Source organism: Streptomyces sp. NPDC004561 (assembly GCF_053602155.1).
Map to the genome: position 1 here is coordinate 1 of NZ_JBSGDB010000033.1, position 16,904 is coordinate 16,904.

Genomic DNA, 16,904 nt, shown 5'->3' on the forward strand with positions numbered 1-16,904 from the left:
GTCACCTGGAACGGGGAGTCGATCAGCCATCCGTTCACCCATGCGATCAGGCTGGCCGCGAGACCGGTGAGAGGGCCTGGTCGGTCCAGATGGTCTTGCCGGTGGCGGTGTAGCGCGTGCCCCAGTGCTCGGTCATCTGGGCGATGATGAACAGGCCCCGGCCGCCCTCGTCGTCGCTCGCGGCGTGCCGCAGATTGGGCGTGGTGTGGCCGGTGTCGGAGACCTCGCAGATCAGGTGGCGGTCGCGGATCAGGCGTACCTCGATCGGGCCGCCGACGTAGCGGATGGCGTTGGTGACCAGTTCGCTGACGATGAGCTCGGTCGTGAACGACAGCTCGTCCAGTCCCCAGTCGTTCAGCTGCTTGCTGACGGCGGTGCGGATGGTGGCCACCGCCGCCGGGTCCGGGGCCAGTGCCCACTGGGCGAACTGGTTGCGGTCGAGCAGGCGGGTGCGGACCAGGAGCAGCGTCGCGTCCACGTCCACCGGGCCGGGCAGCATGGCGCTCACCGCCTGGTCGCACACCTCTTCCAGGGATCTCCGGTCGCCGTCCAGCACCTGGGACAGCTGCGCCAGCCCCTGGTCACGGTTGTCGGCCGCCTGGAGGAGGCCGCCCGTGAAGAAGGCGACGAGACTGCCCGGCGCGATGTCCAGCACCGTGCTCTGGTAGGGCGGGCCACCGATGCCCAGCGGCGGTCCGGGCGGCAGCTTCGGGTACTCGACGCCCCCGTGCGGCCCCACGACCGCCAGCACCGGCTCTCCGGCCCGCGCCAGATTGCACTTCCCCGAAACGGGGTTGTACACCCCGTACAGGCAGGTCACGCCGAGTGCCTCGTCGGCGGGATGCCTGCGGCGGCCCGGGCCGCGGTCCGCCCCGCTCTCGTGCGCGGTCTGGTCGACCAGGTCGTCCAGGCGGGACAGCAGCTCGTCCGGGGTCAGGTCCAGGCGGGCCAGCACGCGCACCCCCGTGCGCAGCCGCCCCATGGTGGCCGCGGCGCGCAGGCCGTGGCCGAGCACGTCCCCGACGACCAGGCCGACCCGGGTGCCCGACAGGGGGATGACGTCGTACCAGTCGCCGCCCACCCCGGATCCGCTGTCGGCGGGCTGGTACCGGCTCGCCGAGTCGATGGCGGCATGCGGCGGCAGCCGGCCCGGAAGCAGGCTCCGCTGGAGTTTGAGGGCCACGCTGTGGCCCCGGGTGACCACCGGCATCAGCAGCAGGCCGATCAGCAGGGCGCCCAGGCCCAGCACGGTGACCCCGCCCGTCCTTCCGATCAGCGGCAGATGGACGGTGGTCGTGCCGTAGCTGGGGCTGGCGTAGACGACGAAGGCGGCGTAGAGGAACAGCAGGAGCATGATCAGCCCGCCGAGCCCGGGCAGCACACCCTTGAAGAACAGGTCCTTGCCGCTGCGGGTGAGGACCCTGCGGTGGTACCAGACGCAGGCGAAGCCGGTGACTCCGTACTGGAACGCGATCGCGAGACCGACCGAGTCGATCGAGTCGGCCAGGATGTTCCGGCTGAACGACGACAGCAGGAGCAGCACGGCGACCGAGGCCGCTCCCATGCCGATGGTCCCCCAGGTCGGGGTCAGAAACCTGCGGTGGACCCGGGCGAACCGGAACGGGACGGCCTTGTGGACCGCCATGGAGAAGACGGTCCTGGCCAGGGGCAGGATGGTGGTCTGGGCCGAGGCCAGGGCCGAGGTCAGCACCATCAGGATCAGCAGACTCGACAGGGCCAGGCCCGCGCCGCGGCTGCCGAACACGGCGTCGCCCAGTCCGGAGAGCACGTCGTCCGAGTTGTGCGCGTTGCCGAGCCCGGTGCCCGAGGTGCCGACTCCCGCGAACGCCTGCGCCGAGGTGGACACCAGCCCGTACATGCCCAGGAGCAGCACGGTGGACAGGACCGCGGCGCGCCCCGGGATGCGCGTGCTGTCGACGGTCTCCTCGTTGACCGAGAACGCGGTGTCCCAGCCCCAGTAGATGAAGACGCCCGCGAGGATGCCCGAGGTCATGGCCTTCACCGAGGACACGCCGAAGGGGTTGAACCAGGACAGGGAGACATGGATCGCCGTCGGGGGCGGGTCGGTGTAGACCCGGACCAGCGCGGAGACGGCGAACATCATCAGCATCACCACTTCGAGGCACAGCAGCCAGCGCTGGACGGCCGCCGAGAACTCGATGCCGACGTAGCAGATCGCGGTCAGCAGGACGATCCAGACCAGGCCGGCCACGGTGATCCACAGCCGGTTGTCGGCCAGGTCGTCCCGGCCCACCAGCCGGAAGCCGTAGGACGCCGCGACGTCGGCGAGGTTCGCCATGACGATGATGTTGGCGACGATGAGGCCCCAGCCGCCCATCCAGCCGACGCGCGGTCCGAAGGCGCGGGTGGCCCAGGTGAAGGTGGTCCCGCAGTCGGCGTTGCTCGCGTTGAGCTCCCGGAAGGCGTACGCCACCAGGAGCATCGGGATGAACGCCAGCATGGTGACGATCGGCGCCTGCAGCCCGACCCCGGCCACGATGATGCCGAGCGTGGCCGCGAGGCTGTAGGCCGGGCCGGTGGAGGCCAGGCCCATGGCGACCGAGGAGAACATGCCCAGGGCGTCGTTCTTGAGCCCTTTCCGGCCGGCCCCTGTGCCTGGAGCGGGGCGGCCGGCCGACACGGCACTGCCGAAGAGCCTCACACTTGATTCCAACGCCGGGCCACTGCCCTCCGCAACAGCGCAGGGGCATCAGAGGAGCCACCGGTCACACGGCACCGTGCCGGCGGCCCCCGGAAATCAGCGGGCCGCGCGGGCTCCGAGGGGGGCCGCGGTGAGCACCGGGCTCAGCACTCCGGCGCTCAGCCGGCCGACGAGGGGGACGGCGACGCGACCGAGGACGCGGCTCACCAGATAGGCGACGGGCAGGGCGAGGACGGCCGCGCCGAGCACGTCGTGGGGGTAGTGGTCGCCGAGGTAGACGCGGGTGAAGCCTTCGAAGAGGGCGAAGGCGGCGGCGACGGCCGACAGGCGGCGGTCGAGCAGCCACAGGGCGGCGACGGTGGCGAAGGCGGTGGTGCTGTGGCCGCTGGGGAAGGCGTAGTCGGCGCGTCCGGGACAGGCGTCCACGAAGTAGTCGTGGGGCATCGAGTAGCAGGGCCGCACCTCCGCGACCAGCTTCTTGGCGACCTCCGCGACGGCGAAGGCGACCACGACGGCGACGGGCGCGGCCAGGGCGAGGGTCATGGCGGCGGTGTCGCGGCGACGGGCGTTCCACCAGCCCCAGACCATGAGCACGGCGAAGACTCCGAGGCCCGCGTTGGTCCACAGGGCGAGCGGCGTGTTGAGCCACTTCGTATCACGGGCCAGGTCGGTGACGGTGGTGAACAGCGAACCGTCGAGGCCGGATCCGTCGAATGCGAGGTGCATCATCGAGTGGACTCTCCCAGGTGCTCAGGTCTGCAGGCCGGGCCCGTACGACGTCCGGTGGCCCCCGCGGGGCGCTGCGCGCGTGCGCGCGGCTGCGGGCGCAGACGGCAGGCTTGGCGGTGATCTTCTACGTGATGTAGAACGTCTACGTGACTGTAGACGATGGCGGCGAAGGTAGCCAACTGGTGAACTCCCTACGGCTTCCAGTAGACCGCCGCCACCGAGGGACCGGCGCGCCGAGCGGCCACGGCGGCCGCTCCCGGGCGATCCGCCGGCGAGAGGGCGAGCCGCCGTGCTGATGCACCTGCTGGTCTATGTGCCGCTGCTGTTCCCGCTGCCCGCGGCGCTGACGGCCCGCCCACTGGCCGACCGCCTGGAACCCCGCCTGGCGACCTGGCTGCTCACGACGGTTGCGCTGGCCCTGGCCGCGCTCAGCCTGGCGGCGCTCGGGGTACTTGTGGTCGCGGGGCTGGTGCGCTGGTCACCGGCCGCGCGACTCGGGAACTGGTCGCTGTCCACCGTGCGCGCGGGCGACTCCGTGTCCGTGATCGAGGCGGTCGCCGCGGGCGTGGTGCTGGCCGTCGCCGCGGGGGCGGGGGCGCGCATGCTCTGGCGGCGGATACGCGCGCTGGCGGCCGCCGCGCTGGAGGCGGCCTGCCTTCCGGGGCCCGACCGGCTGGTCGTCGTCACCGAGGCCGCCCCCGACGCCTACGCGCTCCCCGGCCTCCCCGGCCGTGTCGTCGTCTCCACCGGCATGCTGGAGGCGCTCGACGACGCCGACCGCGCGGCGATGCTCGCGCACGAGGCCGCCCACCTGCGCTGCCATCACTACGCCTTCGTCGCGGTGACCCATCTGGCCGTCGCCCTCAACCCGCTGCTGCGGCCGGTGGCGCCGGCCGTCACGTACACGGTGGAGCGCTGGGCGGACGAGAGCGCCGTGACCGTCTGCGGCGACCGCCGGCAGGTGGCCCGCGCGGTCGGAAAGGCAGCCCTGGCCACGGCCAGGCATCCCTCCCGGCGCCGTCTCACGGACGCCGTGCTCGGCCTGCTCGGCAGACGCCGCGACCCCCTGGCCGCCGCCGGCCCCGTCCCCCGCCGGGTCGCCGCCCTCCTCGCGGCACCGCGCGCCCAGGCGTCCCCGCTCGGCCACGCCGCGCTGCCGCTGGCCGCGGCACTCGCGGTGGTCGGCTCCAACGCCCTGTGCGCCTTCGCCGCCGCCCACGACCTGCACGTGCTGCTCGAACTCGCGGGCTCCGGATGATCCCGCCCCGAATCCCCATAAGCACCGAAAGGCAATAAAATTCCCTTGCGGCTCTCCGGCCGCGCACCGCCGACCGCAGGGACTGTGGGGCTGGCATGAGGATTCCCCGGACCGACGACGCCGCGAACCCGGCGGGTGCGGGTTCCGGGGCCTCGCGCACCACCCGCCGCCTGGTGCTTTCGGCGTCGTGCACGGCCCTGCTGGTCGCGGGCTGCGCCCTGCCCCCGGGGCCGGGTCTCACGGCGCTCTCCGACGCATCGGCCCCTCCCGCGGCGACCGCGAGCGCCTCCGCCGCCACCCCGTCGGCGCTGAGGCCCGTCGATCCGGCCGCGTTCCGGTCGGCCGTGGCGAGGGCGGCGAAACGGCTCATGGTCCCCGGCGCGGTCGTCCTGCTGCGCACTCCGCAGGGAACCTTCCGGGCGACCGTCGGCACGAGCGAGCTGGGCGAAGCGCGGACCCCCACCACGGGCGACCACTTCCGGATCGCCTCCAACACCAAGACCATGACCGCGGCGCTGATCCTCCTGCTGGCCCAGGAGGGCAGGCTCCGGCTGAGCGACCCGGTGTCGGCCTACGTGCCCGGCGTGCCGGGCGGCACGCACATCACCATCGCCGAGCTGCTGGAGATGCGCAGCGGGCTCTACAACTACACCGACGCGCCCGAACTCGCGGCCCGTCTGGACGCCGACCCGGGCAGGGCCGTGACACCGCGGGAGATGCTGGCCATCGCGTTCCGGCACCCGCCGCGCTTCGCGCCCGGCACGTCGTACGAGTACAACAACACCAACTACGTCCTGCTGGGCCTCGTCGCCGAGAGAGCGGGCGGCCGGTTGCCGGCCCGGCAGCTCCGGGACCGGCTGTTCACCCCGCTCGGGCTGGCGGGCACCTCGCTGCCCGGCACCGGCGACCTGTCCCTCCCCGCGCCCTGGTCCCACGGCTACATGTACGGCGGTTCCGCCTACGCGCTGGTCGACCGGCCCTACCCCGCCGGCCTGCGGGCGGCGGCCCGGTCCGGGAAGCTCCGGCCGAGGGACTACACGCACATGAACCCCTCCTACTCCGGCGCCGCCGGAGGCGCCGTCTCCACCGCGGACGACCTGGCCACCTGGATCCGGGCCCTGGTCACCGGCAAGGTCCTGGCCCCGGCGATGCAGCGGCAGTGGCTCCGCAGCCCGCGGGCCGAGGGCCCGGCCGCGTCCGGCGGCCAGAAGTACGGGTACGGCATCTCGTACCAGCGCTTCGGCCCGAAGGCCGCGATGTACTACCACGGCGGCGAACTGCCCGGCTTCAACTCCTTCATCGGCTACGACCCGGACCACGACGTCACGCTCGTGATCTGGACGAACCTCACCCTGTCGCCCGAGGGCCAGACCACGGCCAACGCACTGCTGCCCACCGTCCTCAACCAGGTCTACGCCGGCCTCTCCCTCCCCACCCCCGCCGGCTAGGGGCCGCGAACACCGCCCCATCTTCCGAACAATGGGGTGGCCAAGACGTGAACTTGGTTGAAAAGATCCGGTCATGCAGTTCGACGACCCCGCCATCCTGAGCCGCGTGCGCACCGAACGCCTCTGCGGGCCCGCCCTCCTCGGACCGGGGTCCCGCCGGCCCAGGCACAACGGGGTTCCGTCGTCCCCGCACGCCGTGCTCGACACGTGGGCGCTCTGCTGTTGAACAAAAACGTCCCGCGCCGCCCGGACGGCATGACCGACCCCGCGACGAGCGCCCTCATCTCCGACAAATCGGCCGAACAATTGATACCCATAGCACCGCGTGCGCTTTCGCGAACATGCCGCAGAATCAAGTCCGCCACGTGGTGCCGACCGAGAGCGGTGCTGTGGGCCACGGCGGGTGCGGGAGTTCTCGCGTTCCTCGTCACGCTGGAGATCGCCGCACGCCACTACGGCCTGCCGGGGCCTGTCACCACCCAGGTGCGAGAGGTCGTTCTCCCGCCCAAGTCCGGTTTCCTGCTGTACGCCAGCATGGCGTTGACGATGGTGGTGCTCACCTGGCGGGAACGGTTCATCGCGGCCGGCGCCGCCATCGGCATCGACGCCGCCTTCGCGCTCGTACGGTGGGCCGCCGGCGTCGAGGTGACCGACGGCCACCCCTTCGGCAACGGCGCGCTGTGGGTGATCCTGGGCTGGGCGGTCGTCGCCGTCACCCGCCGCTCGGGCCGGGAACGCGTCCTGCTGCTGAAGGGCGTCGGGCTGGGCCTGCTGCTGGTGACCGGCCGCAAGACCGGCGACACCTGGCTGCTCATCACCTCGAAGACCCACCCCTCGGTGCTCGACCAGTACGCGGCGACCGCCGATCACGCGCTGGGCAACCCCTCATGGCTGGCGGGCCGGATCGTCCGGGCCACCGGCCCGGTCGGCGCCCACGTTCTCGACTACGTCTACATCCAGCTCGCGGTGGCCGCGGTCGTCGTCGCGTTCTACCAACTGCGCCACGTGGCGGCCGAACGCCGCTTCCCCCGCCACCATCTGGTGCGCACCTTCCTGGTCATCGGCCTCCTCGGACCGGCCGTCTACATGGTCTTCCCGGTCGTCGGACCGGTCTTCGCCTACGGCGCCGAGGGCGGGCACTGGGCGGTGGCCGAGCTGTGGCCGAACACCCCGTCGCCGGTCACGCCCCCGCACTCCATTCCCTTCGACGAGATCACCCCGCGCAACTGCATGCCCAGCCTGCACACGGCATGGGCCACCACGATCTTCGTCCATTCCCGCAAGGGCCCACGGATTCTGCGGTTCGCGGGAACGTTCTGGCTGGTCGCCACGCTCGGCGCGACGCTGGGATTCGGTTATCACTACGGCGTGGACCTCCTCGCCGGAGTGGTGTTCGCGCTCACGATCGAGGCGGCGCTGCGCTCGTTCGAACGCGGCTGGGAGCGGCCCGGAATCCTGCTGGTCGTCCACGGCGTGACGGTCTTCGCCGCGCTCCTGGTGTCGTACCGCTGTCTGCCGCTGAAGATGGCCGAACATCCGTGGGTGTTCGGGCCCGTCCTCGTTCTGGCGATGGCCTCGGTGGTGCGCGGCTATGTGCGGACCACCAGGCTCTGGGAGCCGAAGGCGGCACCGCTGCGACGGCCGGAACCGCAGCCCGAGCCGGCCTGAGCCCCGCCGCGCGCCCCGGGCCCGCGTGCCCGGTCAACGGTGCTGGTGCAGGTATTCGAGTGCGTCCAGCACCACGGTGCGCCGGTACCAGGAGAGCCAGGCCGCGACATCGGCCGCGAGGGTGTCCAGGGCCTGCTGCCGGCCGCCGGTCAGCAGCGGGCCCGGATCCCTCCAGTGCAAACAGGCGCCTTGCGGGGCCGCCGCGGCAGGGACCGGCGGGGCGGATCGGATCGGGGGGCGCCGCTCGGACCGCTCCGGTCCTCCGGCGCGGGGGACGCCGTGCGCGTTGCGGGGCCCGGCCGCTCTCCAGGACCGGGCCCTCCGCCGTGAACAACACCGGAAACCCTCGCGGGGACACGCGGTCGCCCGCTCGTTCTCGATCGCGCCGTGCCGGGGCACGACCACTCGTTCGGCCGCGCATGAGAAGCGGCCGTCCGGCAACCCGGGAAGGTGTGCCGAGGCACGTTCCCCTTCCTGGTGGCGGCCCCGGCCACGACGGTGCCGTGGCCGGTCCCCCGAGCCGGCTGCGGCCCGTCGGGCGGCGTCCATGAAGAGCGGGCCCAGGGCCGTTCGTACGGCGCGCCGGCCCGGGATCTCATCCCCGTCGGCGGCTCGCCCCGGCGAGGATCCAGCCCTCGACCGCCTCGTACTGCCGGCGCTGTTCCTCCGCCTTCTGCCGCCCGGAGAGCATCGTCCCGGCCCAGCCGAGGGCGAAGCCCAGGGGGACGGAGACCAGGCCCGTCGTGGTGAACGGGAACCAGTTGAAGTCGGCTCTCGGGAAGGCGGAGAAGGGCGAGCCCGAGACCAGATTGGTGCCGGTCATCAGGACGACGGTGGCCAGGGCGCCGCCGAGCAGGGTGCACAGCAGGCCCGTGCGGGTGTAGCGGCGCCAGAAGAGGCTGTAGACCAGCGCCGGTGCCAGGGCGGAGGCGCCGATGGAGGCCGACAGCAGGGCCAGCGGCTGCAGGTTGTGGTGCTGGACGAGGGTGGCCAGCAGGATGGTGGGGGCACCGACGGCGAGGGCGGACAGGCGGGCCAGGGCCATCTCGCGCGGCGGGGCCGTCTCCCGCTTGCGGGCGGCGAACACGTCGTGGGCGAGGGAGTTGGCGCAGGCCAGGATCATCCCGGCGACCGAGGCGAGCAGGGTGAGGAAGAGCGCCGTCGTGACCGTGGTGAACAGGAGCGTCTCCGCCGTCGACACGTCCGCCCCCAACACGGCCCGGGAGCCCAGCAGATAGGCCGTCGTGCCCTGCGGGTCGGCGCCCGCGACGGTCGCACGCCCGACCAGCGCCGTCGCGCCGAAGGCCACGACCGTGATGATCAGCATGAAGACGGCCACGCACGGCACCGCCCACGACATCGAGCGGCGGATCTGCCGGGCACTGCTCGCGGTGTACATGCGCATGGTGACGTGCGGCAGACAGCCGCTGCCCAGTACGACGGTCAGCTCCGTGCTGATCATGTCGAGCCGGGGGTAGGGCCCGCCCGCGAACTCGAGGCCCGAGTGGAGGAAGGCCGACCCCGCCCCGCTCTGCCGCCCCGCCGCGGCCAGCAGCGCGCCCGGGTCCCAGTCGAAGTGCCGCAGGATCAGCACGGCGACGACGGCGCCGGACCCGAGCAGCATCATGATCTTCAGGATCTGGACGAGGGCCGTGCCCTTCATGCCGCCGATCGCCGCGTAGCTGATCATCAGCGCGCCGATCCCGATGACGCACCCCGTCTTCAGCGAATCGCCGGAGAAGCCGAGGATGAACGCCAGCAGATCACCGGTGCCCGCGAGCTGGACCAGCATCATCGGCACCAGGGCCATGATGGTGGTGGCGCACGCGGCCATGCGCACCGCCCGGCCCGGCATCCGCCGCGCGATCACGTCGCCCATGGTGAACCGGCCCGCGTTGCGCAGCGGTTCGGCCAGCAGGAACATCAGCAGCATGAGGGAGAGGGCGATGCTCAGCGCCAGGACGACGCCGTCGTACCCGAAGACGGCGATGACCCCGCCGGTGGAGAGGACCGTCGCCGCGGAGATGTAGTCACCGGCGATGGCGAGGCCGTTGCGCATCGGCGACAGGGAGCCGTACCCCGTGTAGAACTCGTCGAGGTCGTCCCGGTCGGGCCCGGTCATCACGCACAGCAGCAGCGTGATCGTGGCGATCGCCGTGAACGCCACCAGCGACATGGCCTGCGCGGAACTGCTGAATCCGGTCACCGCGACGCCCCCCGCCCAGCAGCCGGCTCGGCCTGTCTGCGGATGCGGTGTGCGATCGGGTCGACCCTCCGGCGCGCCGTGAACTCGTACAGCCCGATCGCCAGGCAGGTGACGGGAACCTGGAGCACCCCGAGCAGCAGCCCCAGGGACAGTCCGCCCGAGACCGTGCCCGTCATCAGCGACGGCACGAACGCGGACAGCACGAGGAAGACGGTGAAGTACCCGAGGGCCGTGAACGTCGCCACCCGCCGCTGCAAGCGGTAGGCGCCGCGCAGCAGACGCAGATCGCTGTGCCGGCCGGGCGCCCCGGGGTGCGTGCCCCCGCTGCCGGGCTCCGGCTGCGGTCGCGGCGGCCAGGGGCGGGCGGTGAACGGGGACGGTGCGTCGAACGAGGGGTGGTACGGCGGTGCTGGGTGGTGCGGCTGGTAGTCGGGGGACGAGAACGCGTCTGTCATCCCGTCTCTCCTTGCGTGGCTCGGGGCCCGTGCGGACCGCAGGGAGCGGGGGGGGGTGAGCGCACGCTACTCGTAGGTATGCGGGTGCGCGAGCCTTCTCGCAAACCGCCCGACCGCAACAGCGCGCCCTCAGCGGGTGAAGGTGCCCAGTCCGTTGGCGTCGAGGTGCTCGATGGTGACGCTCGTGGCCTTGCCGGAGGACGTGTGGAACGTGACACCGGACAGGCCGACGGCGTTCTCGCCCTGGGTCCGGTAGCTGAAGGTGTCCCCTGTGTAGTGCCTCAAGGGGAACGACATCTTCCGCGGGCCCAGTGTCATGCTCAGGTTGCCGCTGCCGTCGCTGGTGACGGTGACCGGCCCGTAGTAGTCGTTCGCGTAGGTGCCCGTGTAGACGTCGGCGGCCTGGGCCCGTGTGGCACGGGCAGGCGGCTTGGCGTAGTTCGTCGGGGAGACGCCCGTGTAGACGGCGGCGCGCACCACCTTCCCGTAGAAGGGCAGCCAGTCGACCGTCCGCTTCCCGTGCTGGGCGATGTCGAAGAACGCGGCGGCCACCGCCTCGGGCACGCCGACGGGTTGTCCGTTCGTCAGCACCACGATGCCGAGCCGTTCGCCGGGCAGGAGGGTGACCGCGGTCGCGGCGCCCAGTTCGAAGCCGCCGGAATGGCTCAGGCGCAGCCGTCCGCGGTCGTCGTAGCCGACGTTCCAGCCGAACCCGTAGAAGCCCGGCTCACCGGCCGGGGCGAGCGGGGCCATGGCGACGGAGTGCGGGACACGGGTCCGGTCCAGGGCCGCCGGGTCGATGAGCTGCCGCCCCTGGAACGCGCCGTTGTCCAGTTGCAGGCGCATCCAGCGGGTGAGGTCGCCGACCGTCGAGCTCGCACCGCCCGCGGGCGCCTGGCTGTCGGCGTTCTCGGTGGTGGAGGGCTTCCAGCGGCCGTTGACCTCGACATGGGCCGACGCCCTGTCGGCGGCCTTGTCGTAGTCGGCGCGCCGGTAGCTGGAGTGGTCCATCCCCAGGGGCTTGAACAGCGTGTCCGCCGCCAGCCGCGACCAGCTGGTCCCCGCCGCGTCGGCCACCGTCACCCCCGCCGCGGTGAGGCCGTAGTTGGTGTAGGCATAGCTCGCGCGGAACGGAGTCAGCGGTTCCAGCCGCAGGTGCCGCAGAATGTAGTCGCGCTGGTAGCCCAGGTCCTGAAGCAGGTCGCCCGCGTGGTCGGGCAGTCCGCTGCGGTGCGAGAACAGGTCCGCGGCCGTCACGTTCGCGGTCACGTACGGGTCCTTGAGCGCGAAGCCCGGGTCATGGGCGACCACCGGCTCGTCCCAGCCCACGACCTTGCGCCCCACGGCCCCGGCGACGACGGTGGACGACAGCGGCTTCGACAGCGACGCCAGCTGGAAGACCGTCCCGGGGTCGACCCTGGCGCTCCTGCCCAGCTCACGGACGCCGAAGCCCTTCTCGTACACGACCTTGCCGCGGTAGACGACGCCCACGGCGACCCCCGGCACCCCGGTCTGCCGCATCGCGTCGCGCACCAGGCCGTCGAGCCGGTCCACGGCCGCGTTCACCTGCTCCGGCGTCAGTTGAGGCGGCGGTTGCTTCGGCGGTGTGGGGGCGAGCGACGCGGCGGCGGACGGGCTGCCGGCGGCGATGCCCAGCCGGTCGGCACACCCGGACAGGACGACCCCGAACACCCCCAGGTGCACCACGGCCGCGCCCACCAGGGCGTGCCGGCGCAGCCTTCCGCCGCGAATCCGGTACGCCACGGTGTCCCCGGAGCCCGGCGAAGCCGCTTCCACCACGTCAGGACCCGCCTTCCGTCACGCCCGTCCACGCACATCCCGTACATTCAAGGCATACGCGCAGCACTTGCGCACCCGGGAGATCACCCGCGCGGTGCCGGCGACCGGCGCGGCAGCCGCCCCTCCTGAATCACCCGATCGAGCGCCCTTCCACCGCGTAGCCTCGTCCGTGTGTACGACGACTGGTTCGGGGCCGACGAACTGAACGGCGCGCAGGAAGCCTTCGTGGACGTCGTGAGGCAGTCCGCCCGCTCCTGGCCGCAGTGCCGGGCCAGTTCCACCGCCGTACTCGTCTTCGGGCCGGAGGACGACGACGAGGAGGACGGACTCGCCCCCGCGCGGGGCCCCCGGTGGGAGCCCCCGGCCGAACACGCCGCCTACCTGGCCGAGTTGGACGAGGCGGTGGCCCGCGGAGAGGAGATCCTCACGCTCATCGCCGAACTGGTCGACCGGCGCGAGGGCGGCAGGGGCCTGATCTTCATGACGCTGGGCGTGACCGTCCTCGGCGACCGGCTCTTCTGCGGCGAGCGGCACAGCCAGAACCCCCAGACCCCGGAGCCGACCGGGCACGTGCGGCCGCTGACCGCCGCCGGGCCCCCGGAACACCTCGGCCGGATCGCCGCCGGCTGGTTCGAGGAGGTCATGCGCCGGCCCGTCGTCGTCCCCGTGCCGATGGGTGGATACCGGTTCGTCCCTCCGGGTGCCGCGCTTCCGCCCCGGCACCGCTGGGTGCGCAACGGACCCCGGTGACGCGGGCTTACGACGGCGGTTCCGTTCCGGCCCGCTCGCTCACCATGTACCGCGCGTACCAGTCCGGCCAGTTGGGGTCCTGCTCGCCGGTGCGCGCCTCGTGCTCGCCGTGCGCCGCCTCGGCCCGCCGCAGGGCGCTCGCCAGGTCCCCGGCGGAGGCGAACGAGGTGGTCGCGGGATCCAGCCGCCCCGGGAGCCTGGTGGTGACCTCCTGGAGGAGCCAGCCGTTGCCGTCCGGGTCGGCGAACGACAGGAAGGAGCCGTAGCTGCCGCGCTGCGGAGCGGGACCGGGCACCCGGGCGTCGGTGCCGGCGTGGTGGAAGACGCCCCCGGCGTCGTGGAAGACCTCGCCGGGGTCGGCGCCGCGCCGCTTCAGCTCGTCCCGGGCGGCCTCGATGTCGTCGACGACCAGGTGCAGACCCTGCGCCGAGCCGGGGGCCTGTTCGGTGACCGACGTGCCGAAGATGACCGACGCCGGGGAGCCCGGCGGGGTCACCTGCACCACCCGGAAGTCCCCGGCGGGGGCGATGTCCGCGTCGAGCCGCCAGCCCAGCCCGGTGTAGAAGTCCTTGGCCCGGTCGACGTCGGACACCGGCACCACGACGACCTCGAATTTCATGTCCATGGCTTGCGCCTCTCGTCTCGGAGGGGATACCGGTGCGGCCGCATCCGCCGCGTGAGCGGGGGCGGATTACGGGGCGCCGGCAGGCCCGCGCCGCTCCCGGGGCCGGGGCCCGCGGATCACGCGGTCAGTGCGCGACGAGCTGTTGGCCGCCGTCGATGTCGTAAGTGGCGCCGGTGAGCGCGCCGTTGACCATGATGTGCAGCGCCAGGGCGGCGACATCCGCCGGACCGACCACCCGGCCGATGGGCAGCGTCTTCCTCAACTGCTCCCGTCGTGCCTCGAGTTGGTCGCCGAGGAGGGCGGCGGACAGTGGTGTGTCCACGAACCCGGCCGCCATCAGGTTGACCCGGACCGGGGCGACCTCCAGTGCCAGGTTGGCGGTCAGCGCGGGCAGCGCCGCGGTGAGGGCGCCCATCACGGCCATCCCGGGCGCGGGCCGCCGGCCGCCGGTCCCGCCGATGAACAGCAGCGTTCCCCCGGCCCTGACCTTCTCCCGGGCCGCCCGCGCCACCGCCAGCATCATCGCGATACGGCTGCCGAAGTCACGTCCGGCGTCGGCCAGGTCGATCTCGGAGAGGGGCGTGTACGACGGGCTGCCCGCCGTGACCAGCACATGGTCGACCCGCCCGGGCAGTTCCAGGAGAAAGCGCTCCAGGCGAGTGGTGTCCTGGGCGTCGAACGCGGCCGTGCTCAGCGGGTTCAGCTCGTCCGCCGCCCGCTTCAGGCGTTCGGCGTTCCGCGCCGCGAGCACGACCTCGCCACCGGCCGCACGCACCTGCCGAGCGGTTTCCAGACCGATGCCCGCGCTGCCCCCCACCACCACGACCGTCTGCCCGGCCAGTCCCTCACGTGCCGCGGCGGCTCCATCCCCGGTCGCGCTCACCGGAGTTCACCGCCGTCCGTACACGGTTCCCGTACGTCGCTCCGTTCGCCACGCATGATCACCTCCGTGTCTCCCGGGCGCGGACGAGGGTCACGTGGCAGCCCGGTTCCCGGCCGGGGCGAGCGGTGGTGTCCACGCGGGTGTCGGCCCGCATCCCGACGGGCGCCCCCGGCGAAGCAGTCGCCCGGCGTCGTCCGGTGGTGGGGCACGACGAAGACGCGGAAGCCCTGGCCGCGGGCGGTGTTTCGAGGCATGTGCGCCTGTGGCCGAGCAGGCCGACGCAGTCCGCCCCGGACCGCCGGAGCTCCAGTCTGTCACTCGTCCGGCCGACCTGCATCCGGGCCCCGGAGCCCGAACGCGGGGTGGGAAACCGGCCCGGTACGGCGGCATCGCGGCCAATTGGGCTCCGTTCGGCGGGCGTTGACGCATCGCGCCGCCCTCGGCGCCCGGGAGCCGTCGTACGTAAGCCGCTCGACCGCCCGCCCCCCAGGGGTGTCAGTCCTCTGTGCCCGTGGGACCGGCGGTGGCCCGGACGAGGTTGTGCTCCAGGCGTTCCAGCGTGTGCAGGGCCGTGGCCTGCTCGCCGGCGTCGAGGTCCGCCGTCACGAGGTCCTCCAGCTGGGCCCAGACCCGCTCGACCTCGCGACGCAGCCCATGGCTGGCCGCGGTGGGTTCGATGAGGGACGCGCGCTTGTCGGTCGGCGAGGGGCGGCGGCGGACGAAGCCGGCCTGCTCCAGGCGCCGGACGGTGCGGGTCATGGTGGCGGCGTCGGAGTCCATCAGGCGCACCAGGTCGGCCTGTCGCTGGGGGCCGAGTTCCCACAGGTGCATCATGACCAGCTCCTGGCCCGGGTGAAGGCCGATACGGCGCAGCAGCTGTCCCGCGAACATGCGGTGCAGGCGCGCCAGGCGGAAGATCGCGTGACTGATCGGACCGCTGCCGGCCGCGGCCGGCACCGGGACGGTGGCCTCCTGCCCCGGCCCGGCCGGACCCCATCCGTTTCCGGCCTCCGGTGTGGACTGCGCCATCTCTCCCTCACTTTCCTGCCCGAGCAACCTAACCCTACCCCTCGGGGGCTCCGCCATGAGCCTTCTGAGCCTCGGCAAGGGAATCCCCACGTCAGAGCGTGTGACGTGCTTCACAACCGACCTCGGGATGGATGCGGCGGATTTACCTGTTCGGACAGGTGATTTACTTGTTCGGACAGGCAATCGCCCCGGTAGGACACCGGAGCGCCCGCGCCACACGGCGGCACTCACCCCGAGGAAGAGCCATGACCACTGCTTTCGACCCGTTCGACCTGGGCGGCAAGCCCCTCGCCAACCGCATCGCGATGGCACCGATGACCCGCAGCCGCGCCTTCGGGCCCGGCGCCGAGCCGACCGAGCTGATGGCGACCTACTACGCGCAGCGCGCCGGTGCCGGACTGATCGTGACCGAGGGCGTCCAGCCCTCGCCCGTCGGCCAGGGCTACCCCGACACCCCCGGCCTGCACACCCCCGGGCAGGTGCGGGCGTGGCGGACCGTGACCGACGCCGTGCACCGCGAGGGCGGCGTGATCTTCGCCCAGCTGATGCACACCGGCCGGATCGGCCACCCGAGCCTGCTGCCCGAGGGCCTGGTGCCGGTCGCGCCGTCGGCGGTGGCCGCCCAGGGCCAGGTCTTCACCCACGAGGGCCCGAAGGAGTTCGTGACACCGCGGGAGCTGAGCGAGGCGGAGATCCGGCAGACGATCGCCGACTTCGCCGCCGCGGCCCGCAACGCCGTCGAGGCCGGGTTCGACGGCGTGGAGATCCACGGCGCCAACGGCTATCTGATCCACCAGTTCCTCGCGCCCGGCGCCAACCGGCGCACCGACGCCTGGGGCGGCACCACCGAGGGCCTGATCCGCTTCGCGGTGGAGGTCGTCACGGCCGTGACCCGGGAGATCGGCGGCCACCGGGTCGGCCTGCGGATCTCGCCCGGCAACCCGTACAACGACATCGCCGAGGACAACCCGGGCGAGGTCTACCCCGCCCTGCTGGACCGGCTCGCCGGCCTGGAGCCCGCCTATCTGCACGTGCTGGAGGGACCGGACCGTGGCCTGACCGCGCGGCTGCGCAAGGCCTGGCCCGGCACGTTCGTCCTCAACCCGTTCACCCACCCCGACGTCACCGGCCCCGAGGCGCTGAAGCTGATCGAGGACGGCAGCGCGGACATGATCGCCTACGGGGCGCTGTTCCTGGCCAACCCCGACCTGCCCCGGCGGCTGGCCGCCGGCGGCCCCTTCAACGCCCCGGACCAGGCCACCTTCTACGGCGGCGACCACCGCGGCTACACCGACTACCCCGCACTCACCGCCTGAGCGGCGACCCCACCGATATGGCCGCACAGTGATTCAGAGCATGTGCGGCCCCCT

The 16,904-nt window shown here is 72.6% G+C and carries 14 protein-coding genes; 5 read left to right on the plus strand and 9 right to left on the minus strand.

All coding sequences use genetic code 11. The features are described 5' to 3' along the window. Positions 1–46 precede the first annotated feature (46 nt). Together ACWEN3_RS07085 and ACWEN3_RS07090 are read right to left on the minus strand one after the other, a co-directional pair. A complete protein-coding gene (locus tag ACWEN3_RS07085) occupies positions 47–2,593 on the minus strand; it encodes an amino acid permease (protein WP_452966719.1) in 2,547 nt (848 codons plus the stop codon). Between the two features lie 186 nt (positions 2,594–2,779). After that, entirely contained in the window at positions 2,780–3,412 is a 633-nt protein-coding gene (locus ACWEN3_RS07090) for a phosphatase PAP2 family protein (protein WP_452966721.1), read from the minus strand. 295 nt (positions 3,413–3,707) lie between these two features. Between ACWEN3_RS07090 and ACWEN3_RS07095 the strand changes: the two genes are divergently transcribed. From ACWEN3_RS07095 to ACWEN3_RS07105, 3 genes are all read left to right on the plus strand, one after another. Beyond that, positions 3,708–4,670: a M56 family metallopeptidase gene (locus ACWEN3_RS07095; RefSeq protein ID WP_452966783.1), complete on the plus strand. Its 963-nt coding sequence runs from the start codon at positions 3,708–3,710 to the stop codon at positions 4,668–4,670. A 95-nt stretch (positions 4,671–4,765) separates the two neighbouring features. Beyond that, positions 4,766–6,118: a serine hydrolase domain-containing protein gene (locus ACWEN3_RS07100; protein WP_452966723.1), complete on the plus strand. Its 1,353-nt coding sequence runs from the start codon at positions 4,766–4,768 to the stop codon at positions 6,116–6,118. Positions 6,119–6,502: 384 nt separating this feature from the next. Further along, the gene (locus ACWEN3_RS07105; RefSeq protein ID WP_452966726.1) at positions 6,503–7,786 is read left to right on the plus strand and encodes a phosphatase PAP2 family protein; all 1,284 of its coding nucleotides are present in this window, start codon (positions 6,503–6,505) and stop codon (positions 7,784–7,786) included. A 33-nt stretch (positions 7,787–7,819) separates the two neighbouring features. Here ACWEN3_RS07105 and ACWEN3_RS07110 read toward each other — a convergent pair whose 3' ends face one another. From ACWEN3_RS07110 to ACWEN3_RS07125, 4 genes are all read right to left on the minus strand, one after another. After that, the gene (locus tag ACWEN3_RS07110) at positions 7,820–7,966 is read right to left on the minus strand and encodes a hypothetical protein (RefSeq protein ID WP_452966728.1); all 147 of its coding nucleotides are present in this window, start codon (positions 7,964–7,966) and stop codon (positions 7,820–7,822) included. Between the two features lie 415 nt (positions 7,967–8,381). Then, entirely contained in the window at positions 8,382–9,992 is a 1,611-nt protein-coding gene (locus ACWEN3_RS07115) for a sodium/solute symporter (protein ID WP_452966730.1), read from the minus strand. Beyond that, positions 9,989–10,447, minus strand: a complete 459-nt coding sequence (locus tag ACWEN3_RS07120) for a DUF485 domain-containing protein (RefSeq protein WP_452966733.1) — start codon at positions 10,445–10,447, stop codon at positions 9,989–9,991. Before ACWEN3_RS07120 ends, ACWEN3_RS07115 begins: the two co-directional genes overlap by 4 nt. A gap of 129 nt (positions 10,448–10,576) precedes the next feature. After that, positions 10,577–12,247: a serine hydrolase gene (locus tag ACWEN3_RS07125; RefSeq protein WP_452966735.1), complete on the minus strand. Its 1,671-nt coding sequence runs from the start codon at positions 12,245–12,247 to the stop codon at positions 10,577–10,579. A 171-nt stretch (positions 12,248–12,418) separates the two neighbouring features. On the opposite strand from ACWEN3_RS07125, the gene ACWEN3_RS07130 reads away from it, so the two are divergent. Continuing rightward, the gene (locus ACWEN3_RS07130) at positions 12,419–12,997 is read left to right on the plus strand and encodes a hypothetical protein (protein WP_452966737.1); all 579 of its coding nucleotides are present in this window, start codon (positions 12,419–12,421) and stop codon (positions 12,995–12,997) included. A gap of 7 nt (positions 12,998–13,004) precedes the next feature. Here the strand turns inward: ACWEN3_RS07130 and ACWEN3_RS07135 are convergent, their stop codons facing one another. From ACWEN3_RS07135 to ACWEN3_RS07145, 3 genes are all read right to left on the minus strand, one after another. After that, on the minus strand, positions 13,005–13,622 hold the full coding sequence (locus tag ACWEN3_RS07135) for a VOC family protein (RefSeq protein WP_452966740.1): 618 nt from the start codon (positions 13,620–13,622) through the stop codon (positions 13,005–13,007). 124 nt (positions 13,623–13,746) lie between these two features. After that, entirely contained in the window at positions 13,747–14,505 is a 759-nt protein-coding gene (locus tag ACWEN3_RS07140; RefSeq protein WP_452966743.1) for an SDR family oxidoreductase, read from the minus strand. A 495-nt stretch (positions 14,506–15,000) separates the two neighbouring features. Beyond that, positions 15,001–15,534, minus strand: a complete 534-nt coding sequence (locus ACWEN3_RS07145) for a MarR family winged helix-turn-helix transcriptional regulator (RefSeq protein WP_452966746.1) — start codon at positions 15,532–15,534, stop codon at positions 15,001–15,003. Positions 15,535–15,779: 245 nt separating this feature from the next. Between ACWEN3_RS07145 and ACWEN3_RS07150 the strand changes: the two genes are divergently transcribed. Then, positions 15,780–16,850, plus strand: coding sequence for an alkene reductase (locus ACWEN3_RS07150; protein WP_452966749.1), 1,071 nt, complete (start codon positions 15,780–15,782; stop codon positions 16,848–16,850). Positions 16,851–16,904: the final 54 nt, after the last annotated feature.

Coding starts and splice junctions, on each gene's coding strand:
- ACWEN3_RS07085 (WP_452966719.1), bottom strand. CDS start 2,593: ATGTTCTCCTCGGTCGCCATGGGCCTGGCCTCCACCGGCCCGGCCTAC.
- ACWEN3_RS07090 (WP_452966721.1), bottom strand. CDS start 3,412: ATGATGCACCTCGCATTCGACGGATCCGGCCTCGACGGTTCGCTGTTC.
- ACWEN3_RS07095 (WP_452966783.1), top strand. CDS start 3,708: ATGCACCTGCTGGTCTATGTGCCGCTGCTGTTCCCGCTGCCCGCGGCG.
- ACWEN3_RS07100 (WP_452966723.1), top strand. CDS start 4,766: ATGAGGATTCCCCGGACCGACGACGCCGCGAACCCGGCGGGTGCGGGT.
- ACWEN3_RS07120 (WP_452966733.1), bottom strand. CDS start 10,447: ATGACAGACGCGTTCTCGTCCCCCGACTACCAGCCGCACCACCCAGCA.
- ACWEN3_RS07135 (WP_452966740.1), bottom strand. CDS start 13,622: ATGGACATGAAATTCGAGGTCGTCGTGGTGCCGGTGTCCGACGTCGAC.
- ACWEN3_RS07145 (WP_452966746.1), bottom strand. CDS start 15,534: ATGGCGCAGTCCACACCGGAGGCCGGAAACGGATGGGGTCCGGCCGGG.
- ACWEN3_RS07150 (WP_452966749.1), top strand. CDS start 15,780: ATGACCACTGCTTTCGACCCGTTCGACCTGGGCGGCAAGCCCCTCGCC.